The sequence below is a fragment of the Verrucosispora sp. WMMA2044 genome, from assembly GCF_027497155.1.
GTDB lineage: Bacteria > Actinomycetota > Actinomycetes > Mycobacteriales > Micromonosporaceae > Micromonospora > Micromonospora palythoicola.
Genome location: NZ_CP114913.1, coordinates 2768215 through 2794170, shown reverse-complemented (window position 1 = coordinate 2794170; position 25956 = coordinate 2768215). Strand labels below are relative to the sequence as shown.

The 25956-nt window shown below is 71.5% G+C and carries 21 protein-coding genes; 15 read left to right on the top strand and 6 right to left on the bottom strand.

What is annotated here, in order from left to right; all coding sequences use genetic code 11:
• Position 1: 1 nt before the first annotated feature.
• Positions 2-781 (bottom strand): molybdate ABC transporter substrate-binding protein, encoded by a 780-nt coding sequence (modA, locus tag O3597_RS12595; RefSeq protein WP_281604264.1) that lies wholly within the window; start codon positions 779-781, stop codon positions 2-4.
• Positions 778-1197, bottom strand: a complete 420-nt coding sequence (locus O3597_RS12590) for a TOBE domain-containing protein (RefSeq protein WP_281604263.1) — start codon at positions 1195-1197, stop codon at positions 778-780. Before O3597_RS12590 ends, modA begins: the two co-directional genes overlap by 4 nt.
• 365 nt (positions 1198-1562) lie before the next feature.
• Between O3597_RS12590 and O3597_RS12585 the strand changes: the two genes are divergently transcribed.
• From O3597_RS12585 to O3597_RS12565, 5 genes are all read left to right on the top strand, one after another.
• Entirely contained in the window at positions 1563-3923 is a 2361-nt protein-coding gene (locus O3597_RS12585; RefSeq protein WP_281604262.1) for a glycoside hydrolase 43 family protein, read from the top strand.
• Positions 3924-4007: 84 nt separating this feature from the next.
• Positions 4008-6419: a family 43 glycosylhydrolase gene (locus O3597_RS12580; RefSeq protein WP_281604261.1), complete on the top strand. Its 2412-nt coding sequence runs from the start codon at positions 4008-4010 to the stop codon at positions 6417-6419.
• A 36-nt stretch (positions 6420-6455) separates the two neighbouring features.
• The gene (locus tag O3597_RS12575; protein WP_281604260.1) at positions 6456-7088 is read left to right on the top strand and encodes a hypothetical protein; all 633 of its coding nucleotides are present in this window, start codon (positions 6456-6458) and stop codon (positions 7086-7088) included.
• Between the two features lie 91 nt (positions 7089-7179).
• On the top strand, positions 7180-8202 hold the full coding sequence (locus O3597_RS12570) for a hypothetical protein (protein WP_281604259.1): 1023 nt from the start codon (positions 7180-7182) through the stop codon (positions 8200-8202).
• Between the two features lie 120 nt (positions 8203-8322).
• The gene (locus tag O3597_RS12565; protein ID WP_281604258.1) at positions 8323-10287 is read left to right on the top strand and encodes a copper resistance CopC family protein; all 1965 of its coding nucleotides are present in this window, start codon (positions 8323-8325) and stop codon (positions 10285-10287) included.
• Here O3597_RS12565 and O3597_RS12560 read toward each other — a convergent pair.
• A complete protein-coding gene (locus O3597_RS12560; RefSeq protein ID WP_281604257.1) occupies positions 10274-11269 on the bottom strand; it encodes a helix-turn-helix domain-containing protein in 996 nt (331 codons plus the stop codon). The two genes, O3597_RS12565 and O3597_RS12560, sit on opposite strands and share 14 nt — an antisense overlap.
• A 59-nt stretch (positions 11270-11328) precedes the next feature.
• Here O3597_RS12560 and O3597_RS12555 point away from each other — a divergent pair, with 59 nt between their 5' ends.
• The 5 genes from O3597_RS12555 (at position 11329) to O3597_RS12535 (ending at position 15877) form a co-directional block, all read left to right on the top strand.
• The gene (locus O3597_RS12555) at positions 11329-12540 is read left to right on the top strand and encodes an MFS transporter (protein WP_164447192.1); all 1212 of its coding nucleotides are present in this window, start codon (positions 11329-11331) and stop codon (positions 12538-12540) included.
• The gene (locus O3597_RS12550; RefSeq protein WP_164447191.1) at positions 12537-13418 is read left to right on the top strand and encodes a hypothetical protein; all 882 of its coding nucleotides are present in this window, start codon (positions 12537-12539) and stop codon (positions 13416-13418) included. The genes O3597_RS12555 and O3597_RS12550 overlap by 4 nt, the downstream gene beginning before the upstream one ends.
• Positions 13419-13498: 80 nt before the next feature.
• Complete coding sequence (locus O3597_RS12545; RefSeq protein ID WP_164447190.1) at positions 13499-14032, top strand: AAA family ATPase; 534 nt, start codon at positions 13499-13501, stop codon at positions 14030-14032.
• A 41-nt stretch (positions 14033-14073) separates the two neighbouring features.
• Positions 14074-14598 (top strand): NUDIX domain-containing protein, encoded by a 525-nt coding sequence (locus O3597_RS12540; protein ID WP_281604256.1) that lies wholly within the window; start codon positions 14074-14076, stop codon positions 14596-14598.
• A gap of 55 nt (positions 14599-14653) precedes the next feature.
• Positions 14654-15877 (top strand): low temperature requirement protein A, encoded by a 1224-nt coding sequence (locus O3597_RS12535; RefSeq protein ID WP_281604255.1) that lies wholly within the window; start codon positions 14654-14656, stop codon positions 15875-15877.
• A gap of 22 nt (positions 15878-15899) precedes the next feature.
• Here O3597_RS12535 and O3597_RS12530 read toward each other — a convergent pair whose 3' ends face one another.
• Positions 15900-17825, bottom strand: coding sequence for a Xaa-Pro dipeptidyl-peptidase (locus O3597_RS12530; protein WP_281604254.1), 1926 nt, complete (start codon positions 17823-17825; stop codon positions 15900-15902).
• 408 nt (positions 17826-18233) lie between these two features.
• Here O3597_RS12530 and O3597_RS12525 point away from each other — a divergent pair, with 408 nt between their 5' ends.
• Positions 18234-19538, top strand: coding sequence for a cellulose binding domain-containing protein (locus tag O3597_RS12525; protein WP_281604253.1), 1305 nt, complete (start codon positions 18234-18236; stop codon positions 19536-19538).
• 108 nt (positions 19539-19646) lie between these two features.
• Positions 19647-20543: a DUF4184 family protein gene (locus O3597_RS12520; protein WP_281604252.1), complete on the top strand. Its 897-nt coding sequence runs from the start codon at positions 19647-19649 to the stop codon at positions 20541-20543.
• On the opposite strand, the gene O3597_RS12515 is transcribed toward O3597_RS12520, so the two are convergent.
• Together O3597_RS12515 and O3597_RS12510 are read right to left on the bottom strand one after the other, a co-directional pair.
• Positions 20470-21426 (bottom strand): acyltransferase domain-containing protein, encoded by a 957-nt coding sequence (locus O3597_RS12515; RefSeq protein ID WP_164447184.1) that lies wholly within the window; start codon positions 21424-21426, stop codon positions 20470-20472. The genes O3597_RS12520 and O3597_RS12515 overlap by 74 nt on opposite strands.
• Positions 21427-21491: 65 nt before the next feature.
• Complete coding sequence (locus tag O3597_RS12510; RefSeq protein ID WP_164447183.1) at positions 21492-22028, bottom strand: cupin domain-containing protein; 537 nt, start codon at positions 22026-22028, stop codon at positions 21492-21494.
• 309 nt (positions 22029-22337) lie between these two features.
• Between O3597_RS12510 and O3597_RS12505 the strand changes: the two genes are divergently transcribed.
• From O3597_RS12505 to O3597_RS12495, 3 genes are read left to right on the top strand one after another with little or no spacing between them, the layout of a single operon-like run.
• Positions 22338-23945, top strand: a complete 1608-nt coding sequence (locus O3597_RS12505; RefSeq protein WP_164447182.1) for an ABC transporter substrate-binding protein — start codon at positions 22338-22340, stop codon at positions 23943-23945.
• Between the two features lie 10 nt (positions 23946-23955).
• Complete coding sequence (locus tag O3597_RS12500) at positions 23956-25041, top strand: ABC transporter permease (protein WP_164447181.1); 1086 nt, start codon at positions 23956-23958, stop codon at positions 25039-25041.
• Positions 25038-25955 carry an ABC transporter permease gene (locus O3597_RS12495; protein ID WP_164447180.1) on the top strand — a complete coding sequence of 306 codons (918 nt, stop codon included), beginning with the start codon at positions 25038-25040 and terminating at the stop codon, positions 25953-25955. The genes O3597_RS12500 and O3597_RS12495 overlap by 4 nt, the downstream gene beginning before the upstream one ends.
• Position 25956 lies beyond the last annotated feature (1 nt).

Below are 25956 nucleotides of genomic sequence, written 5' to 3'. Positions count from 1 at the left end.
GCTACGGAGCCTGGAATCCGGCGGCGGCGAGGACGGCCTGACCCGGGCCGGAGAGCACATGCTCGACGAACGCCCGGGCGGCCGGCTGGTTCGGGGCGTTCCTCAGCACGACGATCGGATAGTCGTTGACCGCTCCGGCCGACTCGGGGAACTCGATGCCGTCCACGTCGTCGTCGGCGGCCCGTACGTCGGAGCGGTACACCAGTGCCGTGTCGACCTCGCCCAGCCGTACCTTGGACAGGGCCGCCTTGACGTCCTGTTCCAGCGTGACCGGGGTGAGTTTCGTCCCGGCGGCGTCCAGGGCCCTCGCTGCCGCCGCGCCACAGGGGACCTGTTCGGCGCAGAGCGCGACCTTGACGCCCGGCTGGGCCAGGTCGGCCAGGCCGTTCACCCCGCCCGGGTTGCCGTCCGGTACCGCGATCACGAGCTGGTTGCGGACGAAGACACGCGGATTGCCGTCACCGTTGCCGGCGTCGATGACGGTCGTCATGTTCGCGGGGGAGGCGGAGGCGAAGACGTCCGCCGGGGCACCCTGGTTGATCTGGTTCGCGAGGGCGGAGCTGCCGGCGAAGCTGAAGGTCACCCGGACGCCGGGATTCGCCGCCTCGAAGTCCTCGCCGATCCGGGTGAACGACTCGGTGAGCGACGCGGCGGCAAGCACCGTGACGTCGCCGGTCACGGCACCACCCGGCGGCCGCGCGTCGGTGGTCTCGCCACCGCCGCAGCCGGTGAGCGCGACCGTCAGCAAGGCGGCGAACAGGGCTAGGCGTCGGGTGGTCACGAGCCGTTGCTCCGGCCCGCGCCGGTCGGCGGTCGCTCCACGACGACAGTGGTCGACTTGATCACCGCGATCGTCACCGAACCGACCGACAGTCCCAGGTCGTCGACGGCCTCGCGGCTCATCAGCGACACCACCCGGAACGGGCCGGCCTGGATGTCCACCTGGGCCATCACGGCGTCCTTGCGCACGGCGGTGACGATGCCCCGGAGCCGGTTGCGGGCCGAGGACTCGTCGGCCCGGTCGTCCGGGTCGCCGGCCTGCGTCCGCACGAAGGCGGCCAGCGCGACGCCGTCGATCACTCGATGTCCCTGCTCGTCGCGCCCGGCGGCGAGGCGGCCGGCGTCCACCCAGCGGCGCACGGTGTCCGCGCTGACCCCCAGCAGCTCGGCCGCCTCGCCCATGCGAAACATCGTCACGGGAGGCACCTTACGCCATGCAGTTGCGAGGTCAGAAGCGGAAGTGGTCTAGAATCTGCGGCCGCAGGGTGCCTGAGTGATGCCGCAGCTGCCGCTGCTGACCGCGGGCCGCCCACTCGGTCGGCTTCCCGGTTCGCGCGTGGAGGGGAGGACGGGCCGGTCCCGTCTGGACGCCGCATCGTCGCATCGGGTCACCGGCACCCGGGCGCTGTTTCGCGACTATTTCGGATCGATCTCGGTCAGGGTCTTGACGATCTATGTTAACGCTAACAGCATGGAGGCTCCGTAACGCTCGCGTCTGGAGCCCCGCCATGCAGGTGTCTGCCGGCTCTCCTGCCCCACGCCCACCACGACGGATCCCCCTCGTGACGGCCGGTGTGCTCCTCTGTGCCGCCGCCATCTCCCCGGGCGGCGCGGCTCAGGCCGCCGACGAGTGGTCGCCTCCGTCGTCGTACACCTCCACCGACCGAGGGGACGGCACGTACCGGGTGCCGTTGCTGCGCGCCGACGTGCCGGACATCAGCGTGGCACGGGTGCCGGCCGCCGAGAGCGCCGAGGGCCGCGACGTCTACTACATGATCAGCACGACGATGCACCTCAGCCCGGGCGCGCCGATCATGAAGTCGTACGACCTGGTGAACTGGGAGATCGTCAACTACGTGTTCAACCGGGCGAGCGTCGGCGACGCGTTCTCGTTGCGCAACGGGCAGAACTCGTACGGGCAGGGCCAGTGGGCCTCGTCGCTGCGCTACCACGACGGCGTCTTCTACGTCGTGTTCAACACGAACAACCTCGGCGGCGCGTACCTCTACCGCACCGACGACATCGACGACGGCGCGTGGCAGCGCACGGCGCTGGGTCGCGGCCTGCACGACCCCTCGCTCTTCTTCGACGTCGACGGCACGCCGTACATCTTCCACGGTTCCGGCGGCACCAGCGCGGTACGGCTCAACGCCGACCTGACCGCGATCACCGCGGACTACCGCAACATCTTCACCGCGGCCGACTACGCCGGGCAGCCGTTCATCGGCGGGTTGTTCGAAGGCGCGCAGTTCTACCACATCGACGGCTGGTACTACGCGGTGATCATCACCTGGCCCTCGGGTCAGGGGCGGCAGGTGGTCATGTTCCGCTCCCGGGAACTGCTCGGCCGCTACACCGCGGCCGGCGGGGTGAACAGCTACGAGGCGCGCGGCGTGCTCAACTCGAACGGATTCGCGCAGGGCAGCCTGGTTCCCATCGCCCGTGACGGTGGGACGACGGACTGGTACGGCATGTTCTTCCGGGACACGTTCCCGATCGGCCGCATCCCGGCGCTCATCCCGGCGACCTGGTCCGACGGCTGGCCGACCTTCGGCGACAACGGGCTCGTGGCGGTCGACGGCACCTTCGCCAAACCGATCCGGCTCAGCCCTGCCGAGGAGTTGTTCGCCCGGCAGCAGAGCATCGTGGTCTCCGACGACTTCGCCAACGACGCGCCACACCGGCCCTACCTCGACGAACAGTGGACCGTACCGCCGGGAAGCGCGGCGGAGATCGCGCCGAACGGGTCGCGACTGGACCTGGCGTGGCAGTGGAACCACGCTCCGGACAACCGGTACTGGTCGCTCACCGACCGCGCCGGCTGGCTGCGGCTGACCGCCGGCACGGTGGTCACCGGCGACTACGTCTACACCAAGCTCGCCAACCGCGCCGAACTCGCCTGGTTCGAGGAGGCCCGCAACACCCTGTCGCAGCGCACGTTCGGGCCACGGCAGTCGGTGGAGACCAAGATGGACATCTCCGCGATGGCAGACGGCGACGTCGCCGGCCTGGCCGCCTACAACCGCGGCTTCTCGTACGTCGCGGTCAGGCGGACCGGCGGCGTCAACACCCTCGGCGTGGTGAACCGGGGCCAACCGTTCGCCGTCGACCTGGACCAGACGACGCTGGAGAACTTCCTGCCGGGCAGCACCGTGCCGCTGGGCGAGGCGACCGAGGTGCACCTGAAGGCGGACCTCGACTTCGCCGCACCGACCGGCCAGCTCTGGACCACCTTCCACTACAGCCTCGACGGGCGCCAGTGGTCCCAACTGGGCAGCCGGGTCGGCCCGCAGACGCTCGACGGCAGCCTCGCCCACTTCATGGGGCACCGGGTCGGCCTGTTCAACTACGCGACCCAGCAGACCGGCGGCCACGTCGACTTCGACCACTTCCTGCTCAGCGACACGCTGACGGCCCAGGGCCGGCCGCTGGACACCAGCCGGCTGGACGCCGCCATGGCGTACGCCGCCGCGCTGGACGAGGCCGACCATCCGGCCGACGCCTGGGCGACGATGCTCGCCCGGCTGGCCGATGCCCAGGCGGCGCGGGACGGCGGGTTCGGCACCCAGAACCAGATCGACGCACCGGAGCGGGCGCTGAGCTACCAGCTCGCCCGGCTCGGCGTACTGCGAGCCGAACTGCCGGTGACCGTCGACGTACGGGCGCGCTGTGTCGCGGGCCGCGCGCACCTGGCCGTGCAGGCCCGCAACGACCATGACGCGCCGGTCGACATCGTGCTGGAGACCGCGTACGGCACCCGGTCGGTGCCGGACGTGGCCCCCGGTGCCCACGCGTACCAGCAGTTCAACGCCCGTGACTCGGCGGTTCCCGCCGGCACCGTGACCGTCCAGGTCATCGGAACGGTGGACGGCCGGACGGTGGCCACCGTGCGTACCACCAACCACCCGGCCGCCGACTGCTGACCCGCCACGGCGACCACGGCTGGACGGCACAGGCCGGCCGCGCCCGAACCCCCGGATCCACCGCAGTGATCAAGGAGGATGTCAGTGACACATCGCGTGCGAAGGGCCGCCCTGCGCAGGGCCGCCGCTGTCGTCACGGTCGGGCTCATGCTGGCCACCGGGCTCGTCGCCACGTCGCCGGCCCAGGCGGACGACACCGATCTCGTGGTCAACGGCGGATTCGAGGACGGTCTCACCGGCTGGTTCGTCAACAACGGCAACGCGACCGACAGTGCCACCCTGTCGCTCACGGCGGACGCCCATTCGGGGTCGAGCGCCGTGCTCGTCACCAACCGGGCGACCACCGGGTCCGGCCCGATGCAGGACCTCAGCGGCCGGGTGCAGGCCGGGCAGACCTACGCCCTGACGGCCCGGATCAAGTACGAGAACCCGAACGGGCCGGCGACGAAGCAGTTCTTCGCGACGATGCACTACGGCGGGGCGACCTACACCAACCTGGTCAGCGTCGTCGCCACGAAGGGACAGTGGGCGCAGTTCGACGGCACCTTCACCATCCCGGCCGGGCAGAACGTGTCGACGGCGCGGCTGTTCTTCGAGACGCCGTGGACGAGCACGCCATCCTCGGACCCCGAGGTGCACCTGATGGACTTCAAGCTGGACGGCGTGTCGGTGGTCGGCGCCGCGCCGCCGCCCGCCCCGTCGAAGACGATCGAGGTCGTCGGCAAGCTGCCGGGCGAGCACAACCCGTTGATCGGGCACAAGTTCGGCGCCGACGGCTTCGGCTTCGTGCACGACGGCCGGGTGTACCTGTACCTGACCAACGACACCCAGGGCTACGCGCCCGACCCGGTCACCGGTGTCTCGCCGGGCATCAACTACGGCGACATCAACCAGATCACGGTGATCTCCTCGGCGGACCTGGTGAACTGGACCGACCACGGCGAGATCCAGGTCGCGGGCCCGAACGGCGTGGCGCCCTTCACCGCCAACTCCTGGGCCCCCGGCATGGCCAGGAAGGTGGTCGACGGCGAGGAGAAGTTCTTCCTCTACTACGCCAACAACGGCAGTTCGAGCAACGTGATCACCGGTGACTCGCCGCTCGGCCCGTGGCGCAGCGAGCGCACCAGCACGCTGATCGACGGCCGTACCCCCGGCGCCGAGGACGTGGCCTGGAAGTTCGATCCGGCGCCGTTCGTGGACGTCGACGGGGAGCCGTACCTGTACTTCGGTGGTGGCCCCGCGTCGACGAGCATGCCGCCGGCCGAGCGTTTCAACAATCCGAAGAACCTGCGGGTGATCAGGCTCGGTGACGACATGGTGTCGACCGAGGGCACGGCGGCGGTGGTGGACGCGCCGGTGGCCTTCGAGGCGGCCCAGGTGTTCGAGCGCGACGGCAGGTACTACCTGTCGTACTCGTCGCACTTCGGCGGCAACGACTTCGGTGGCAACCAGACCCCGCTGCCCGGCTACCCCGGCGGCGGTCAGATCGGCTACCTGATCTCCGACGACCCGATGGACTGGCCGAAGGAGACCTACGCGGGCGTGCTCTTCCCGAACCAGTCACAGTTCTTCGGTGCCGGCACCGGCGGCAACAACCACCAGTCGGTCTTCGAGTTCGAGGGCAGGTACTACTTCACGTACCACGCCCCGACGTTGAACAAGCGGATCAACGGCACCACCACCCAGGGGTACCGCAGCCCACACATCCAGGAGTTGACCTTCAACCCGGACGGCACCATCCAGCAGGTGGTCGGCACGTACGCCGGTGTCGACCAGGTCCGCGACCTCGACCCGTACCGGGTTCTCGAGGCGGAGACCTTCGGCTGGAGCAAGGGCATCGCGACCACCAAGGTCGCCGGCGGGTCCGCCCAGTTCGGCGACGCGGCACCGAACCTGGTCGTGCGTGACATCGACAACGGGGACTGGACGGCGTTGTCGTCGGTGGACTTCGGCGACGGTGCCCGCAGCGTGACCGCGAAGGTGCGGCCGCTGGCCAGCGGCGGTTCGATCCAGATCCGCCTGGGCGGGGTCACCGCGCCGGTGGTCGCGACCCTCCCGGTCGACGCGCCCCTCGGCGAGTGGACCGAGCTGACCGCCGAACTCGACGGCGTCGCAGGGGTGCACGACGTGTACTTCACCTACGCCGGACCGCAGGGCGCCGACCTCTTCGAACTGGACACCTGGGACTTCGAGACCGGAGCCGGAGCCGAGGTGCCGGTGACGGTCAGCGCACAGGCACGGTGCGTGGGTGGTAACGCGTACGTGGCGGTGCGGGCGCGCAACGACCACGACGCGCCGGTGGACGTGGTGCTGGAGACGGCGTACGGGCAGCGGTCGGTGACCGGCGTGGCACCCGGCGCCAACGCATACCAGCAGTTCAATACGCGCACCCCGGCCGTCTCCGCCGGAGTGGCGACCGTTCGGGTCACCGCCGAGGGTGTCGAGGGCACGACCGTACGCACCGTCGAGTACCCCGCCGCGGAATGCGGCGCCTGACCTGCCGTCCATTCACCAACGACAACGGAGCACCGGATGAGCACATGGAATCGCAAGCGGTTGGTCGCGGCGGGGGCTGCGGGCGTCCTCCTGGTCGGGTCGGCGGCGCTGCCGTCGCCGGCACAGGCCGAGCCGGGTGACAGTGGCGAGGTGGAGGTCACCGTCGACATCGAGGAGATCCAGGAGCCGGGAGTGCTGGCGATGTCGATCGCCGGTGACTCGGTGGCGTTGACCGAGGACGGGTCGACGCTGCTGGTACGCCAGTTCGTAGGCGGGCTGCCGACGGTGACCGTCACCGACACGCGTACGGCCGACGAGCTGCCCGAGGGCGCGGCGTGGGCGGTGCTGGGCAACGCGACCGACTTCGTCGGCAGCGCCGGTCAGGCGCCGATCGGTGCCGAGCATCTGGGCTGGCGGCCACGGTTGCTCGACGGCGGTGACACCGGCCTGGTCAGCGCCGGCGAGGAGGTCGTCACGGTGCTGGACGAGCCGACCCAGCCGGGGAACAACGTGGGTCTGGTCGACCAGGAACTGCTGGTCTCGACGTTCGACTCGGGCGCGGTGACCGGGGACGCGTACTCCGTGGACGCGGAACTCTTCCTGCGCACTCCGGCGGACGTGGCGGCCGGTTCCTACACCTCGACGGTGACGTTGTCCCTGTTCGAGTGAGGGCCGCCGCGGTGGCCGGGCCATCGCACCTCCCGGGGGTCGTCGCTCGGCGGCCCCCGGGTCATTCCCGTCCCGACCACGAAGGACTGTGATGATCCGATTCCTGCCGCGCTGGGCAGCGGTGCTGGTCGCGATGGCGGCCATGATGCTGCCCGCACCGGTGGCCGCGTCGGCGGAGCCGACCGGTGCGACGGTGACCTGGGCGGTGCAGCCGGCGGACGCGCGGGGCCCGGACGGCCGTCGGTGGATCGAGCACACACTGGATCCGGGTACGGTGCTGACCGAGCACCTGGCGGTGCGCAATTTCGGCGACGCGCCGGTGGTGTTCGCGTTGCAGGCCGCCGACGGTTACCTGACCGACAAGGGGCGGTTCAACATGCTGACCGCCGGCCAGGAGTCGGTGGACGGTGGAACGTGGATCACGCTGCCCGAGACGGTGACCGTCGAAGCGAGACAGACGACCGTGGTGCCGTTCACCATCACCGTGCCGCCGGACGCGACGCCGGGAGATCATCCGGCCGGTGTCGCGGCCACGGTGACCAGCGCCGGTGGCACTGTGGCGGTGCAGAGCCGGGTCGGGTTCCGGGTGATGCTGCGGGCCAGCGGCACGGTCACCGCCGCGGTCACGGTCGAGGATCTCACCGTCCGGCACGAGGGGTCGTGGAATCCGTTCGCCTCCGGCGGCGTCCACCTGACGTACACCGCGCGCAACAGCGGCAACGTCGCGGTGACCGGTGCCGGCACCGTGCGGGTGGGCGAGCTGTTCGGCCTGACCGGCCGGACCGTGTCCACCGCCGTGCCGGAACTGCTACCGGGCGACAGCAGACAGGTCGAGGCTCACGTCGGCGGGGTCTGGGGGCTGGGTCGTTACTCCACCACCGTCGAGGTGACCCCGGCGGTCGTCACCGGTGACCCGGCCGACGCCCAGGTCCGGCCGACCACCGTCACGGTCACCGGGTGGACGGTGCCATGGCCACAGCTGGTCTTCGGGGTACTTGTCGGCATCCTGCTGCTGGGCTGGCTGGCCATCGCCCGGCGGCGTCGCCGGCGGCTCGCCCGGATGCTGGACCAGGCCCGTGCCGAGGGCCGCGAGTCCGTGCTCGCCGCCGACTGATCCGGGAACCGACAAGTGGACCGTCACCCAACAATCGGCCAGCGCGGCCAGAACTTTTCCCATCTGAACAAAAAGATGACGACCTATTGCGGAAAGCGGCGTCATCGCGAGGATGATTCGATGCGTCATCTCCCTCGGGCTCACGGCCGCGTCGCCGCCGGTCTGCTCGCACTGGTCCTCGCCGCCGGCGTCGTCCTCCTCGGACCGGCCACGCCAGCCTCGGCGCACGGCACCCTGGCGACGTCCACCCCGGCCGAGGGCGCCACCGTCGACGAGGCCGTGACGGCCGTGCAGCTCTACTTCACCGAGCGGGTCCGCGAGGACGCGTACTTCACCGTCACCGCGCCGGGCGGTGCCCGGGTCGACAACGGCTGGACGCATGGCGAACCCCGCGAACTCGACCGCCCGGTGCGGGAGTACTTCCTGGTCGACGGGGTGTTCGAGCCGCGCGAGTACACCACCGGTTTTCCCGCGGTGGTGGCCCTCGCGCACCTGCCCGCCGCCGGTCAGTACTCGGTGAGCTACCTGTCGGTGGCCTCCGACGGTGACCCGGTACGCGGCACGGTCACCTTCCGGTACACCGGTAAGCCGACGGCCGCGCCGCCGGACTGGCAACCGCCCACCGGCCAGCCGGATCCGTCGCTGATCGCCGCCACCGAGCAGCACGGCGACACCGGATCGCAGCCGGCGTCCGGCGATGCCACCCCCGTCGCGCCGACGGCGCCGGTCCCGTCGGTCGCCGCCGCGCCACCCGCCTCCGACGACTCGGGCGGCATCGGCGCGCTGGGCTGGGCCGCACTGGTAGTGGCCGTGGTCGCGGTCGCCGGCTTCTTCGCCTGGCAGCGCCGTCCGGCTCGCGTCGACCGGAGTCGCACGGCGGCGCGCCGGTCCGGTGCCACCCGACCTCGCGCCAGACCCACCACACGCGGCAAGGGAGGCCGTACCACGGCAGCCGCCACGGGTCGCGGCGGCACCGCGGCAGGCCCGGCCGCCCGGCGAGGCCGCAAGGCTGCCACGGTATCGGCGGCGGCCCCGGCCCAGCGGGCGGTGACCACCCCGGTGGCACCCGCCGAACCTGCGGAAGCCGCCGCCCTCGCCGCGCCCGGGACGCCAGCGGATCGCTCCGCGTCGACCCGCTGGTGGCACCGGGGCGATACCCGGCTCGCGTTGCTTGTCGGTGGACTCGTGCTGACGTTGGTGGCCGGTTTCGCGCTCGGCCGGATCAACACCTCCGACGAACCCACCTCCGTGGCGCAACCGGCGGGCGCGGCAGCGGGTGGTGGCAGCCGGGACGCGGCGCAGGCGGTGTCGGCCGGCGACGGGCACCAGCACGGGCCGGGAACCGGCCCGCACACGCATCCGGGTGACGGCCAGGACGAGGCCACCGGTACGACCGTGAGCGCGGCCGGATACACACTCAAGCCGGTGCTGCGCTCCCAGCCGGCCGGCGCGACGACCGACTACCGGTTCCGGGTGGTGGGGGTCGACGGGCAGCCGGTGACCCGCTTCGCGGTGGTGCACGACAAGCCGCTGCACATGATCGTGGTCGGCCGTGACCTCGGTGGATACCAGCATCTGCATCCGACGATGGCGGCGGACGGCACCTGGAGCGTGCCACTGGAGCTCACCCGACCCGGCGGTTACCGCATCTACGCGGACTTCACCGTCACCACCGCTGACGGCCGGGGGTTGCCGCTGGTGCTCGGCGTCGACCACGAGGTGCCGGGCAGTTACCGGCCGGCCGGACTGCCCCCGCCGCAGCCGCAGACGACCACCGGGCCGTACGCGGTGTCCATGGCCGGCACGCCCACCATCGGGATGACCGTCCCGCTGACCTTCCGCGTCGACCGCGCCGGGACGACCGGGCCGGTGCGGATGGAGCGTTACCTCGGCGCGTACGGGCATCTGGTCGTGGTCCGGGAGGGCGACCTGGGGTTCCTGCACGTCCACCCGGAGCCGGAGCTGGTCGACGGTGCGGTGAAGTTCTGGCTGACCGCGTCGAGCACCGGCCGTTACCGGGCGTTCTTCGACTTCCAGGTGGACGGGAAGGTGCACACCGCGGCGTTCACGATCAATCTGGCCTGACGTCCTCGTCGACCCGGACATCCGCCGGCACCGGATCATCGGCCGCCAGGGCGGCACCACGGGCGGTCCGCCAGTAGAGCACCTCCCGCCCCGAGCGGCGCTTGGTCACCATGCCCGCGTCGAGCAGCACCCGCAGGTGGTCACCGACCGCGCCCAGGGACAGCCCGGTGAGCGCGGCCAGGTGCGAGGTGCTCAGCGGTGTGCCCAACCGGACCAGGATGGCGGCGCGGTTCGGACCGATGAGCCGGTCCAACCCGTCCGGCGTGGGCGGGGACACCTCGGCGAGGATGCCGCTGGCCGGGTAGACCATGCCGAACCGGTCCTGGTCCCACACCACCCAGCCCTTGGCGCAGTGCGCCGGGACGAACACCAGTTGTTCGGCCCGGTCGAGTGGCAGCGGCGCGGCGGGATGGTCGTTGACCTGGAGCCAGCCGTCGCCCAGCCACCGCATCCCGGGGTTGAGGTCCGCGAACAGACCCGCCCATCCGTGGGCGCTCAATCGTGCGGTACGAGCCACCACGTCGGCCCGCAGCCGGCGCTCCCGCTCGGGCCACTCCGGGCGCACCGTGTGGGTCCAGACCCAGTCGAGCAGGTACCGCACCTGCTCGGTCAGCCCGTCGTGGCACAGCACCTCGGCCAGTGGCCCCGGCCGGGTCGCCCGCAGGTCGGCGCGGATCCGCTCGTCGGAACGGGCGGCGACGACGGCCAGTTCCTCGGCGAAGGTCGGCGTCGCCGTCGCGGGCGGCAGGGTGAGGAAGTCAGCGATCCACCGGGGCGCGAACGCCGCCGCCAGCAGCGCCGGAAGCACCGGCCGCCGCGCCAGCATCCGCTGGTACGCCGCCAGGTGCGATCGCTGCCAGGAGCGTTGCCACGGGTGGCGGGGGAGGTGCAGTGCCTTCAGCGCGGCCACCGTGTCGGTCATCGGCGAGATGACGAAACGACTGCCCGCCAGCAGATCCACCGGCACCCGCCACCGCGACATGTTTCGCCCCCAGCCGTAACTCTACGCCGCCGGCCGTCGACGCCCCGACGATCGTCGGCGTGAGGACATACTCGGAACTGTTCGCCGTGACCGAATTCCGCAACCTGTTCGTGGCCAACTGCGCCGGCATCGCGGCGCACACCACGTCGGCGCTGGCCCTCGGTTCGCTGACCTACGCCGTTACCGGTTCGGCGCTGCTCACCGCACTGAGCATGTTCGGCGCGCCGCTGGCCAGCGTGCTCGGCAGCCTGACGCTGCTCTCCGCGGCCGACAGCCTGCCGCCGCGTCGGGCGTTGACCCTGGCCGCGCTGGTCGGCCTGGCCGGTGCGGTGCTGCAGGCCGTTCCCGGTCTGCCGCTGTCGGTACGCTTCGCGGTGATCCTGCTCGTGGCGTACGTCGGGTCGGTCACCGGCGGTGCCCGCTGGGCGTTGATCAACGACATCCTGCCGGCCGACGCGTACGTGCTGGGTCGGTCCACGATGAACGTCAGCGTCGGCGTGATGCAGATCGCCGGTTTCGGGGCGGGCGGTCTGCTACTGGTCTGGCTGAGCCCGTACCAGGTGTTCCTGGTCGCCGCCGCGTTGCGTGCCCTGGCCGTGGCGGTGACCTGGTTCGGATTGCGGGAGCGGCCGGCACGGGCCGGCGCGCGGACCTCGACCACCCGCACGATGCGGATCAACCGGGAACTCTGGGCGGACCCGGGACGCCGATCGTTGTACCTGAACCTGTGGCTGCCCAACGGACTGGTGGTCGGCTGCGAGGCGCTGTTCCTGCCGTACGCGGGCGACCGGGCCGGGTTTCTCTTCGCCGCCGGTGCCGTCGGCATGCTCGCCGGTGACGTGCTGGTGGGGCGGTTCCTGCCGGCCACCGCGCGGCAGCGGTGCGTGCTGCCGTTGCGGCTGCTGCTGCCCGTGCCGTACCTGGTATTCCTGATCCGTCCGGAGCTGCCGGTGGCGATGCTGCTCGCCCTGGTCGCCTCGGTCGGCTTCGCGGTCTCGTTGCCGTTGCAGGAGCGGCTGATCGCCTGCTCCCCGCCGCAGAACCGGGGCCAGGTGCTCGGCCTGCAACAGAACGGGATGCTCGCCGGTCAGGCGGTCTTCGCGGCCCTGGCCGGTACGGTCGCCGACCTGCTGCCGACCCACCGCGCGGTGGCCGTGATGGCCGGGTTGTCGCTGCTCACCACGCTGCTGTTCACCCGAGGGCTGCGGCGGACCGCGCCGGTGCCGGTCGCACGGAACCGGCCGGTGCCCGCCGACGTCCGATCGGCATGAGCATTCGTCGAAGCGGGCGACTGGCGGTCGTCCCCCTGCTGTTGCTGACCTCCGCGGCCTGCGGCCAGCAGGCCGGTGGCACCGGGTCGGGAGAGGCGGACTCACCCGAGCGGTCCTACTCCGCCGACACGGTGGTGTTCCGGATGGAGCACACCGGGGGGTTCGTCACCCCGGCCATGCTGGCCACCCGCGTGCCCACGGTGAGCGTCTACGGTGACGGCCGGGTGATCACCCAGGGGCCGGTGCCGTTGATCTATCCGGGCCCGGCGCTGCCCAACCTCCAGGTGGGCACGATCAGCGCCACCGAGGTGGAGGAACTGCTCAAGGCGGCCCGGGCCGCCGGGGTGGGCGGCCCGGCGGACCTCGGCACCCCGCCGGTCGCCGACGCCCCCACGACCCGGTTCACGGTGCTGGGTGACAACGGGGTCGAGGAACTGGAGGTGTACGCCCTGGCCGAGTCGGGCGGGGCGCAGACCGGGCTCACCGCCGAGCAGCGGGCGAAGCGGGAGACGCTGCGGGAGTTCGCCGACTCGCTGAGCGTCGAGTCCGGTCCGCTCGGCGACGCGCAGACGGACACGCAGCCGTACGCGCCGACTGCCGTCGCCGCCGTGGCCGAGCCGTGGGTCGCCAACGCCGAAGCCGGCGAGCAGCCCGAGGTGGCCTGGCCCGGGCCGGCGCTGCCGGGTGCCGAACTCGGCGAGGGCCTGGGTCTGGGTTGTGTCACGGCGACCGGTGACGAGGCGAAGCAGGTGCTCACCGCCGCGGCGGCGGCGAACGCGGCCACCCCGTGGGTCTCAGACGGCAAGCGGTGGACGGTGGCCCTGCGACCGCTGCTGCCCGACGAGACCGACTGCGGCGACCTGGTCGGCAACCGCTGAACCTGGTCCGGGCGGTCGGTCACCGGCCGCCCGGCCGCCTCCGGCGGGTTGCTGGCACCGGCCGGTTAGGCTGCCGCGCGATGAGCAAGAGGTTGTCTCGCATCCTGGTCTACGGGGTCCACGGCTCCGGCAAGTCCACCCTCGCGCAGCGCCTGTCCGAGCGGCTCGGGCTGCCCTGGTACCCGGTCGACGACCTGCTCTGGGAACCCAACTGGGTCGAGGTGCCGGTGGCGCGGCAACGCAGCCGGATCGAGACGATCTGCCGCCGGGACCGCTGGATCCTCGACGGGGCGTACCACGGTTGGCGGGACGTGCCGCTGGCCCGCGCGGACCTGGTCGTCGGCCTGGACTATCCGCGTGGGTTGTCCTTCCGCTGGTTGCTGCGGCGCACGCTGCGCCGGCTGTCGACCGGGGAGGAGATCTGCAACGGCAACCGTGAGTCGCTGGGCAGCGTGCTGTCCAGCGACTCGGTCCTGATGTGGCATCTCACCGAGTTCGGTCGGGAACGGCGACGGCTGCGAGCCTGGCACGGCGACCCGAGCGGACCGCCGGTGCTGCTGCTCGACTCCCCGGAGGCGCTCGAACAGTGGCTGGCCGGTCTACCGCCCCGGTGAGAGGTCGACGTTCGGCGGGCGGGCGGCGCTACGGTGGGCGGATGGACGAACTCGTGGCGCTCTACCTGGAGGGTGACACCTCGGGGACCGTCACCGGCACCGCGCCACGCAGCGCCGTACGGGCCGCGAACCTGCCGCACGCCGCGACGGCGGTGTTGCTGCGCGACGAACGGGACCGCGTCTACGTCCACCGCCGTACCGACACGAAGGACGTCTATCCGGGCATGCACGACGCCTTCGCCGGCGGTGTCGTGCTGGCCGGCGAGGATCCGGCCGAGGCGGCGGCCCGGGAACTCACCGAGGAACTCGGCGTCACGAACTGCGAGATCCGGCCCTGCCTGCGTTACTGGTACGCCGACGCGCGCACCAACTACCTCGCGTACGTCTTCGAGGCCCGCTACGAGCGGGACCGTTGCGGCCCGGTGGTACATCAGCCCAGCGAGGTCGCCGACGGCTGGTGGCTCGACCTGACCGAGCTGGTCGCCCGGCTCGCCGACCCGGCCTGGCCGTTCGTCCCCGACGGGCGGGTCACCCTCGAGCACTACCTGCAACGGGTCACACCGTAGGTCGAGCTTGGCCGATCGTCGCGCCTGCGGTGGCGGCAGCGATGAAGATGGGCCCATGGGGCGGTTCCTCCGAGGGCGCGTGGAGACGACCAAGGAGATGCACCGGACGACGCGGTACGAGATCTTCTTCGATCTGGTGTTCGTCTTCGCCCTCACCCGGATCACCGCCTACATGGCTGCTCACGCCTCGCCGTTGACTCTGCTCAAGGGCCTGGTCGTCCTGCTGCTGCTCTGGATCTCCTGGCTGATCTACGCCTGGCTGGGCAACCAGGCCCGCGCCGACATCGGGCTGATCCGGGCCGGCACCACCGCCGTCATGGGCCCCATCTTCCTCATCGCCGTGGTCATCCCGAACGTCTGGGAACCGAGTCCGGGCCCGCGCCTGATCCTGGTGCTGTCGTACCTCGTGGTGCGGGTGGTCCATTTGGCGCTCTACCGCCGGGCGGCCGAGGGCGATCGGCGGCTGCACCGCACGTTGCGCATCTATACCGCGATCACCGCGCTGTCCTGGATCCCGCTCGTCCTCGGTGCCGTGCTCGGCGGTGACGCGCAGTTGCCGCTCTGGACGGCGGCGGTCGTGGTCGACTTCGCCGGCGGACTGATCGCCTCCACGCTGAGCGGGTGGCCGTTGCGCAGTTCGGAGCACTTCACCGAACGGCACGCCCTCGTGGTGATCATCGCGCTCGGCGAGACGCTGATCTCGGTCGGCACCGGTATCGGCTCCGAGATGATCAACGGGCCGGCCCTGCTGGCCACGGTGCTCACCCTCGTCGTCACGGTCAGCCTGTTCCGGCTGTACATGCTGAACTCGGTGGCGGCGGGCGAGGCGCTGATGACCGAGCAGGGGCCGCGACGGGACCGGCTCGCCGCCAACGCCTACAGCGGCGGCCATTTCGCGTTGATCGCCGGGACGATCTACCTGGCGCTCGGGGTCCACGCGGTCATCGCCCCCCTGGCGCATCACGAGCCCTGGGCTGCTGCCGGGTCGCGCCTGCCCTGGACCTCGGCCGCCGCGATGTACGGTGGGGTCGCCCTGTATCTCGCGGGCGAGGTGCTGTTCCGTGGGCTCAGCGTCCGATCGGTGACCCCGGCGCAGCTGCTCGCGCCCGCGGTGGCCTTGGCGCTGCTGCCAGCCGGGCGGTACCTGCCCGGCCTGGTCGCCCTCGGCCTGCTCGCCGCCTTCCTCGTCGTGCTCGTCGGCTACGAACGCGGCTTCGGTGCCGGCCGTGGCGCCAACCCTCCCGCCGCCAGTACGAGGCGCGACCCGGGGAAGCGCTGACCCCGGGCCCGCGCATCAGGGGTCAGAAGCCGAGGGCCGACCTCCCGCCGACCACCGGCAGGCGCAGCTCGCTGCGGTGCGGTGCGACCCGCAGCCGCGTGCCGCCCAACGGCAGCAGGGTGTACTCCTGGTCGGTGGAGAAGATCACCAGACCGATCCGGTGACCGGCCGGGAAGACGTGGTCCTTCGGCTCCAGGGTCCACCGCAGGTCGTACCGGCTGCCCTGGCGCAGCGGATCGGTGCGTGACGCACTGCGGCGGTTCTGTGGGTCCATCCAGCCCCGGGTCACCACAGTCGGTGCCGCGGTGGAGCCGGTGGGCCCGTAGTCGACCAGGTACGCGGAGAGGTTGGCGTCCGGCTTGTTGTCGATCGCCAGCCGCAGCCGCAGCTCCGGACGGCCGGATACGCGGACGTCCCGGGTCAGGGTGGGGGAGAGATAGGCCAACCGGTGGGGACTGGGTGTGCCCGGATCGGCGACCAGGGTGTCCGGGTGGATGGTGCGACCCTCGTCGACGAAGCGGTGCTCGACGGCGCGCTTCGACGCCCGGGCGGTGGTGAGCGTGCCGACCGGGGTGGCGTCGGTGGCGGCCAGCCGCAGCGCGACCTCCCGGCTGGCCGGGTCGGGCCAGTTGGCGTACGTCGCGTAGGAACGGTCCTCGCGTTGCACCACGGCGGTCGGCTCGTCCATGATCCCGTTGGGCACCTGCCACAGCCAGTGGTCGAACCAGCGGTTCTCGGTCTGCTTCCAGGTCCAGGTGCGGCCGTCGGGCAGGGTCACCGAGGCCGTGTTGCCCGGGCCGCCGTGCCCGCCCTGGTGCAGCCAGATCCGGCGTGGGACGTGGTGGCGGGTCAACTCGTCCCACCAGCCGGCGAAGTGCTCGGTCTTCACGTTCCAGTCGTTGAGGCCGTGAACGACGAGCACGCTGGCCCGTACCTTCCGGGCGTCGAGGTGGTCCCGGTCCCGCCAGAACGCCGAGTAGTCGCCGGTGACCCGGTCCTGTCGGGCGGTCAGCTCGGCGATCTCGTCAGCGCAGCGCCCCTCGGCCCGGGCCTGGCCGGCGGTGAACCCGGCCAGGACGTCGGTGTCCTCACCCTGGTACGTCCCGGGCGCCACCACCAGGCCGTTGGCCCGGTAGTAGTCGTACCAGCTGCTGATCGCGGCCACCGGCACGATGGTCCGCAGCCCTGGGACGCCGGTGGCGGCGACCTGGTTGGGCAGGGTGCCGTTGTAGGAGACGCCGGTCATGCCCACGGCCCCGGTGGTCCAGTCGGCGGCGACCGGAGCGCCGGCCGCGTCGAATCCCTTCGCCCGCCCGTTCAGCCAGTCGATCACCGCCCGGGTGCCGAGCGTCTCGGCCTGGTCACCACTTGTCGGGCAGCCGTCGGAATCGCCGGTGCCGACGCTCTGTCCGAGCACGACCGCGTAGCCCCGGGGCACGTAGTAGTCGTCAAGTGAGCCGGGCAGGTTGGCCTTCGCCGTCGCCCGCTGGACCGTCGCGTCGGACGTCCGTTGGCCGGACCGGCGGCCGACGTCGTTCTGCGGCAACTCGTCCACCAGCACGCTGGGGTACGGTACGTCGTACCAGACGCCCTTGCGGTACGGGCTGTGCTCGAAGATGACCGGCACCTTGAAACCCTCGGTGGCGGTCTCCCGGGGCCGGGAGATGTCGATCGCCACGCGGTCGAGGCGGCCGTCGTGGTCGGTGTCCACAGCGGTCTGAACGTACACCCGTTCCTCGATCGCGTCGGCGAGCGAGAACACCGGTTGGGTCATGCCGTCGACGACCACGATGCCGGGTGTGGTGGGTGTCGGCCGCGCCACCGCCGGAGCCGTGTTCAGCGTCAGCGCGCCGGACAGACCGACGCAGAGTAGTGCCAGCAGGTGGGGGGAGCGACGCACGGGCGTCTCCCTTCGGTGGCCGGTGTCCGCCAGGGGGATGGCGAACATCGATCACATGCTATGTCGTACTGACCCGGGATGCGATCAAGACATTTACATCTTGCGATGTTATCGCTCACAGGATACCTTGCGGAGGCAGGAGCGAAGGGCACGCTCCGACGTCCCCCGCCCGGTCGCTGACCAGGCGAGCCGAGGCGCGTTGCGCCGGCTGACGGGCACTGCGGGCCCCGTGCGGGACGGGTCACGCCGCCGGTCCAGGACGGCTGACAGCACGTCGCGGGAGCCGTGGCACACGTCGAACGACCGCCGCCCGGGTGCGCCCACCCGGCCTGACCACCCGGACCGGCGTCGCACCGTACCCAGGCGTGTCCCGCGGTACGCCGGCCGTCCCCGGCAGCCACCACCGCGCTACGCCGCACCGCCGCGCGTCCACAGCGGGCGCGGAATGGAGTCACGATGTCCAGGCGTAAATCGATCTTCGGACCGGTCGCGCTCGCGGCGCTCATGGTGCTGGCTGCCGCCGGCACGGCGCTGAGCGCGAACCCCGGCAGCGTCCCGGCCGCGCAGTCGGGCATCCTTGCCGCGACCGCCGGCTGCGGCAAGGCACCCACCCTGCGCAGCGGTACGCACACCATCCAGAGCAGCGGCAAGAACCGCAGCTACATCCTGCGGGTGCCGGACAACTACAACAACAACCACCCGTACCGACTGGTGTTCGGGTTCCACTGGCTCAACGGCTCGGCGACCGACGTCGCCACCGGCCAGACCGTCCAGCGCGACACCTGGGCCTACTACGGCCTGTTGCCCCTGTCGAACAACAGCACCATCTTCGTCGCGCCACAGGGCCTCAACAGCGGCTGGGCCAACTCCGGCGGCGAGGACGTCACCTTCGTCGACGACATGCTCCGGCAGATCGAGGGTGACCTCTGCGTCGAGACCACGCAGCGCTTCGCGCTCGGGTTCAGCTACGGCGGTGCCATGAGCTACGCCCTCGCCTGCGCCCGGCCGAACGTCTTCCGCGCCGTAGCCGTCTACGGCGGCGCGCAGCTGAGTGGATGCAGTGGCGGCAGCCAGCCGGTCGCCTACTTCGGGGCGCACGGCATCCGCGACAGCGTTCTCAACATCTCCAACGGGCGGTCGCTGCGGGACCGGTTCGTCCGTAACAACGGCTGCACCGCGCAGAGCCCGCCGGAGCCGTCGCAGGGCAGCCTCACCCACCGCAGCACCACGTACTCCGGCTGCGCGTCCGGCTACCCGGTGGTCTGGGCGGCGTTCGACGAGGGACACATCGCCGCCCCGCAGGACGGCGCACCCGGCGACAGCGGCTCCCGTACCTGGCTGCCGGGCGAGACCTGGCGCTTCTTCACCCAGTTCGGCGGCACCACGCCGCCGCCGAGCCCGACCACGCCGCCCCCGAGCCCGACCACGCCGCCGCCGGGTGGCGGGGCGTGCCGGGTCACCGCCGACGTCAACGCCTGGAACACCGGGCTGGCCGAGCAGATCACCATCACCAACACCGGCAGCTCCACCATCAACGGTTGGTCGCTGGTCTTCACGCTGCCCGGCGGGCAGACCATCACCGGCGGCTGGAACGCCAGCTACTCACCGACCTCCGGGCAGGTGACCGCCCGCAACGTGTCGTACAACGGCACCATCGCCCCGAACGCGTCGGTCGGCATCGGCTTCCAGGCCACCCACACCGGCAACACCGCCGAACCGGGTTCGTTCACCCTCAACGGCGCGGCCTGCACCGTGGGCTGACCGGTACGGCCGGGTCCGGGCGCGGATCCCACCCCTGTCCGCGCCCGGACCCGGCCGCCGATCCGGTTCCGGGCCGCCGACGAGGACGACGAGTTCTATGCTCCGCACGTGCCGCTGACCTTCCCTTCGCACCTCGCGCCGGTGCTGGCGCTGAAGCTGTGGCGGCCCCGGTGGTTCGACGGCGTGACGCTGAGCACCGGCGCGATGTCGCCGGACGTCGTCTATCTGACCACCGGCCCGACCGGCCGGAGTTTCGCCGACACCCATTCCTGGCCGGCGCTGCTCTGGTGGTGTCTGCCGGTGGCGCTGGCGTACGCCGCGGTCTTCCGGTCCTGCGCCGACGCCATCCTGGCTCACCTGCCCGGCGATTCCTGGTTCGGCTGGGGTGGGCACGGCTCCCTGACCCGGTGGCCGTACCGCTGGTGGATCACGATCAGCTCGGCGCTCCTCGGTGCCGCGAGCCACCTCGGCTGGGACTGGCTCACCCACACCGACGGCTGGCTTCCGTGGGTGTTCGGTCTCCAGTGGTCGAGCGTCACGGACGTCGCCTGGTGGACCGTCTCGGATCTGGCGAGCACCCTCGTCGGTGCGTTGCTCGCCGTCGTGCTCGCCGCGCGCCTCGGCCGGCGGGAAGCGGCGAAGGTCGGCGTCTGTCGGGTCGCACCGTCGCCTCGCCGTCCGGCGCTGTTCTGGAGTGTCGCCGCGCTGGTGTCCGCCGCCGGCCTGGCGCTCGTACCGCTGCTGCCCGGCGCCAGCGCCCTCGCCGCGACGATTGTCCGGTCGCTGCACGTCGCTGGTCTGGCTCTGGTGGCCGGCGCCATCGCAGTCCGGATCCGGTCCCGGCGACCCGGTGCGGGTCACGGGCGGCCGGGAGCCGACGCCGGATCGTCGCACGCACCGCATGCAGGTGCTGCGTCGAACTGCCGCCGCGTCAGCGATCCGGCTGGATCGGGAAGCGGCCGCGGCACCACCGCCAGTGGCGGCCGGCCGTCAGGTGGTCGATGACGGCGCGTTGCAGCACGGTGTCGCGCGGCAGCTGGTCCAGCGGAGTGGTCAGGGTACGGAACACGAACCGCACCACTTCGACGTCGGCGTCGAGCCCGTCCGGCTCCTGATAGGGCTCCAGCTCGAATCGTCGCTGGAAGCGGACGATGTTGGAGTCCGCTGGCAGGTATTCGCGCAGCTGCGGGTCGAGCAGCCAGGAGCCGCAGGCGAAGGCCGTGTAGTGCTCGTCGGGGAAGTGGCGTGGGAAGAACGCGCGGGCCTCGTCGAGTGACGCCTCGACCGCCGCCGGGGTCAGCGGCCCCGAGTCGGGGATGTGCAGTTCGATGGCGGTGCCGCCGCGATGGTGCTGGAGCCGGCCGAGTTCGTAGACGCTGCCGCGCGCGTGCAGCGTCAGCCAACTCTGCATCACCGACCAGCCCTCGCCCTGCATCCGCCGGTCGATCGCGAGGTTACGACCCAGGTCCGCGAGGGTCAGCCAGGAGACGGTGTCGGGGACACCGTGGTCACGGTGGTACTCCCGGGCCACCTCGACCAGGGCCAGGTACGTGTAGACGTAGAGGTGCCGCCAGGCGGGGCCGCGCTCGCGGGGCAGCGCCGGACCGGGCGGCAGCCACTCGTGGCCCCCGAGATCGGCGCGTACCAGGGCGATCGAGCGGTCGAGCAGCCAGCGCAGCTCGGGGGTCCACTGGGTGGAGTCGGGGTCGGGCCAGCCCGCCAGGATCTCGGCGGCGTCGTCCGGTCGCACCGCGAGCCGGTCGAGCAGCGCGGGTGCGTCGGCTCGGGCGGGCACCGGCGCCGACGGGCGGTCGCCGGCGAGCCGGTGCACGCGGTCGATGTCCCCGACGGGTACGCCGAGCCGGGTGGCGATGTCGTCCAGATCCACGCGGACGACAGTAGCGACCGTGCGGCCGCCGCAACAGGCCCCGCCCGCGCTGCCCCGAGTCCTGGTCAGGGGTTGGGCGGGGTGACCGCGATGATCAGGTGGGCCGGCTGGTCACTGGCGTTGCGGTAGAGGTGGGCCAGGCGTGAGTCGAAGGTGACGGCCTCACCGTCGGTGAGGGTGTACGCCTCGCCGCCGATGTCGGCGACGACCTCGCCGCTGATGACGATGGCGCACTCGGTCGAGGGGTGTGCCCACGGCTCGGCCGAGCTGGCGTCGCCCGGGGCGAGATGGGCCTGGAGCACCTCCAGATCGCCGCGCCCCGGGGTCAGGCGCTCGTAGGTGATCTGGCCCGGGGGAGCGGTGAGCAGGCTGCGGCTGCCGGCCCGGCTGATGTGCACCGCCGGCGCCTCCGGTTCGGAGAACAGTTCGGCGATCGAGGTGTCGAACACCTGCGCGAGCTTGCGCAGGGTGGCCAGGCTCGGGTCGGTCGCCCCGTTCTCGATCTGACTCAGCAGGGCGGGTGACACGTCGGCGGCTGTGGCGAGCTGCCGCAGCGTGAGGGAGTGCTGCTGGCGCAGGACGCGGAGCCGGTCACCGAGCATGTGAACCTCGATCCGATAACAGTGTGGCTAAAAATGTTTGACCAAGCTACACGGCCCTGTTTAGGGTGGTCAAACAAGGGCCGGCGTTGTTTGGTACTGATGGACAAGCCGCGTCCAGACACGAACCGGACGAATGCGAGTCCGGCCTACATCCAACCCTGCGACGACGCACCCCGAGAACCCGACGCACCCCTGAGAACCCGGAACACCGTCACCGGCCGTCTGGGCCCGGCCGGTGGGGGTGCCGCCGGACGTCGATGCCCCGCGGATCCCGCGCAGCGGGCCGCGCCATACGAAGGTAGGAACAGCATGTCGGTGTCCCCCCGCCGGCTCCGCACCGGAGCGCTCGCTCTGGCGACGCTGGCCGTCATCTCCACCACCGCCTGCACGGCCGGCGGCAGCGGTGGCAACGCGAACAGCGGCGAGGCCAAGACCCTCACCGTCAACACGTCGTTCGTGCTCAAGACCCTCGACCCCGGCCGCGTCTACGAGGCCACCGGTCTGACCGCCGTGCACGCCCTCTACGACACCCTGCTCACCTTCGAGGGCTCCGATGTCGGCAAACCCGTACCGGCGCTGGCCGAGTCGTACGACGCGTCCCCGGACGCGAAGACCTTCACCTTCAAGCTGCGCTCCGGGGTGACCTTCGCCGACGGCAGCCCGCTCACCGCCGACGACGTGGTGTTCTCCCTCAACCGGCTGAAGAACATCAAGGGCAGCCCGGCGGTCACCGTGAGCGAGTTGAGCGTCAGCAAGACCGACGACAGCACCGTCGTGGTCACCTCGGCCACGCCCAACCCGAACGTGCCGGTGGTGCTGGCGATGCCCTCCACCGGTGTGCTCAACGCCGAGGTCGCCCGGGACAACGGCGCCAAGGACGGCGCGGACGCCGCGCAGGGCGACACCGCCCAGCAGTACCTCGACACCAACTCGATCGGCAGCGGCCCGTACGTGCTCAAGTCGTACGAGCCGGAGTCGCAGGTGGTGCTGGAGGCCAACCCGAACTACTGGGGCGACAAGCCGCAGTTCGAGCGGGTGGTGCTGCGCAACATGGACGTGCAGACCCAGAAGCTGACCATGCAACGGGCCGAGACCGCCGAGATCTCGCTGGACATCTCCGGCAAGCTGCTCGACGGACTGCCGGAGAGCCTGCAGACCTCCGGCGTGCAGGACACCGTCTACTTCCTCTTCCTCAACGCCGATCCGGCGGTGTCGGCGGTGACCGCGAACCCGAAGTTCAACCAGGCACTGCGGGCCGCCATCGACTACCAGGGCATCGCCGCCCTGTACGGCGAGGGTGCCGCGCCCGGCGCCGGTCTGGTCGCACCGGCCTTCCCCGGCACCCTGCCGGCGAGCGAGGCATCGACCCGGGACGTGGCGAAGGCCAAGGCGCTGCTCGCCGAGGCCGGGCTGACCGACCCGACAGTGAAGTTCAACTACCCGGCCATCACCTACAAGGGCGTGGACCTGGGCACCGTGGCGACCAAGGTGCAGGGCGACGCCGCCGAGGCCGGCATCACGCTGGAGTTGAACCCGCAGCCACTGACCACCTTCCTCGACGAGATGCGCAGCGGCAAGTCGCCGCTGGGCTTCACCCCGCAGAGCCTGAACTACCCGGTCGCCGACTCGCTGATCAACAACATGGCACCCGGTCAGGCCACCGCGCTGCGCTCGGGCTGGACCGTCGAGCGGGCCGACCCGGCGATCGTGGCCGCCGGCGAGAAGGTCACCGAGACCCTCGACCTCGCGGCCCGGGCCACCGCCATGCAGGAGTGGCAGCGGCTGATGAACCAGTCCTCCCCGTACATCGTGCTGGCCAGCAACTCCTCCACGGTGGTGGCGACCGCCGACCTGACCGGCGCGGACTACTCCGCCGCCGGCTGGCAGGTCGACGTGGCCGCGGTCGGTCTCCGGTAGTCGGAGCACCATGACGACGGTCCACGACGGGGAGCCGGGCGCGGTCACCACGACCGCGCCCCGGCCCCGCCGCGCCCACCCGCTGCTGGTCTTCCTGGCCAAGCGGCTGGCGATCACCGCCGGACTGCTGCTGGGCGTTACCGTGGTGACGTTCGGGCTGGTCAACGTGGTACCCGGCGACCCGGTCACCGCCAACCTGTCCGACCAGGCGCTCAACGACCCGGCCACGGTGGCCGCCTTCCGCGAGAAGTGGGGGCTGGACCAGCCGCTGTGGCAGCAGTACCTGCACTACCTGGGCAATCTGGTCCGCGGCGACCTGGGCATCTCCCAGCAGACCGGCCGGGCGGTCCTGGACGACCTGGTCCGGTACGTGCCGGCGACGATGGAACTGGCCATCCCCACCATGGTGCTGGCGCTGCTGATCGGCACCGGGATCGGCATGCTCGCCGCGGTCCGCAACGGCCGGCTCACCGACCAGTTCGTCCGGGTCGGCGCCCTGCTCGGGCTCTCCACGCCACCGTTCTGGCTCTCGCTCGTGGTGCTCTACGTCTTCTTCTACCAGCTCGGGCTGGCCCCCAGCGGTGGACGGCTCTCCACCGGCTTCAGCCCGCCGCCGACGGTCACCGGCATGTACACCGTGGATGCGGCGCTGGCCGGTCAGTGGGACGTGGCCTGGGACGCGGCACAGCACCTGACCCTGCCGGTGCTGGTGCTGACCTCGCTGACCGTGGCGCTGCTGGTCCGCTTCGTCCGCTCCGCCATGCTGGAGGTGCTCCAGCAGGACTACATCCGGGCCGCGTACGCCAAGGGCCTGCCGGCCCGGGTGGTGCTGCGCCGGCACCTGCTGCGCGCCGGCCTGGTCCCGGTGGTCACCGTGTCCGGCCTGGCCTTCGCCTCACTGCTGTCCGGGACGGTGCTGGTGGAGAGCATCTTCGGCTGGCCCGGCGTCGGTCAGTACGCCTACCGCAGCGCCACCGCCCTCGACCTGCCCGCGATCCTCGGGGTCAGCCTGTTCGTGGCGCTTGTCTACACGCTCGTCAACCTCACCGTCGACCTGCTGTACGGGCTCATCGACCCGAGGATCCGCCTGTCATGACGATGATCGCACCCGATCCGGTGGCTCCCGACCCGAAGGTGGACCGGGCGCTGACCCGCCGTCGCTGGCTCGGTCGACTACGCGGCGGCTCGACCGGCCGGCCGGTCTGGCGACAGCCGATCGCCGTGGTCGCGCTCACCATCCTCGGCGGCTGGCTGCTGGTGGCGATCCTCGCCCCGCTCGTGGCCCCGTACGACCCGCTCGCTCAGAGCGCGGACACCTACGCGGCACCCTCGGCGGCCCACTGGTTCGGCACCGACTCCCTCGGCCGGGACATCTTCAGCCGGGTCGTGTACGGCGCCCGGTTGTCGATCCCGCTGGCGCTGGCCATCGTCTCACTGGCCCTGCTCGTGGGCGGCCTGCTCGGGCTGGTCGCCGGATATCTGGGCCGGCTCGCCGACGAGGCGTTGATGCGGCTGACCGACCTGGTCTTCGCCTTCCCGCAGATCATCCTCGCCATGGCGGTCACCGCCGCCTTCGGCCCGAACACCCGCAACGCGGTGCTGGCGCTGGTCATCGTCTCCTGGCCGGTCTACGCCCGGGTCATCCGCAGCGCCGTACTCAGCATGCGCGGCGACGACTACCTCAACGCCGCCCGACTGCTCGGTGTCGGACCGGTCCGGGCACTGCGCCGCGACGTGCTGCCCAACAGCATCGGTCCGGCGATCGTGCTGGCCACCCTGGAACTCGGCAACGCGGTGCTGCTGCTCGCCGCGCTCTCCTTCCTGGGGCTCGGGCCGCGCCCACCGGCCGCCGAGTGGGGCTCGATGGTCGCGCTCGGCTCCCAGGACCTGTCGATGTGGTGGGTCAGCGTCTTCCCGGGCCTGGCCATCCTCACCGTGGTGATGGCCTTCAACGTGCTCGGCGACGCGCTGCGCGACCGGCTCGACCCCCGCTACGCGAAGGGACGCTGAG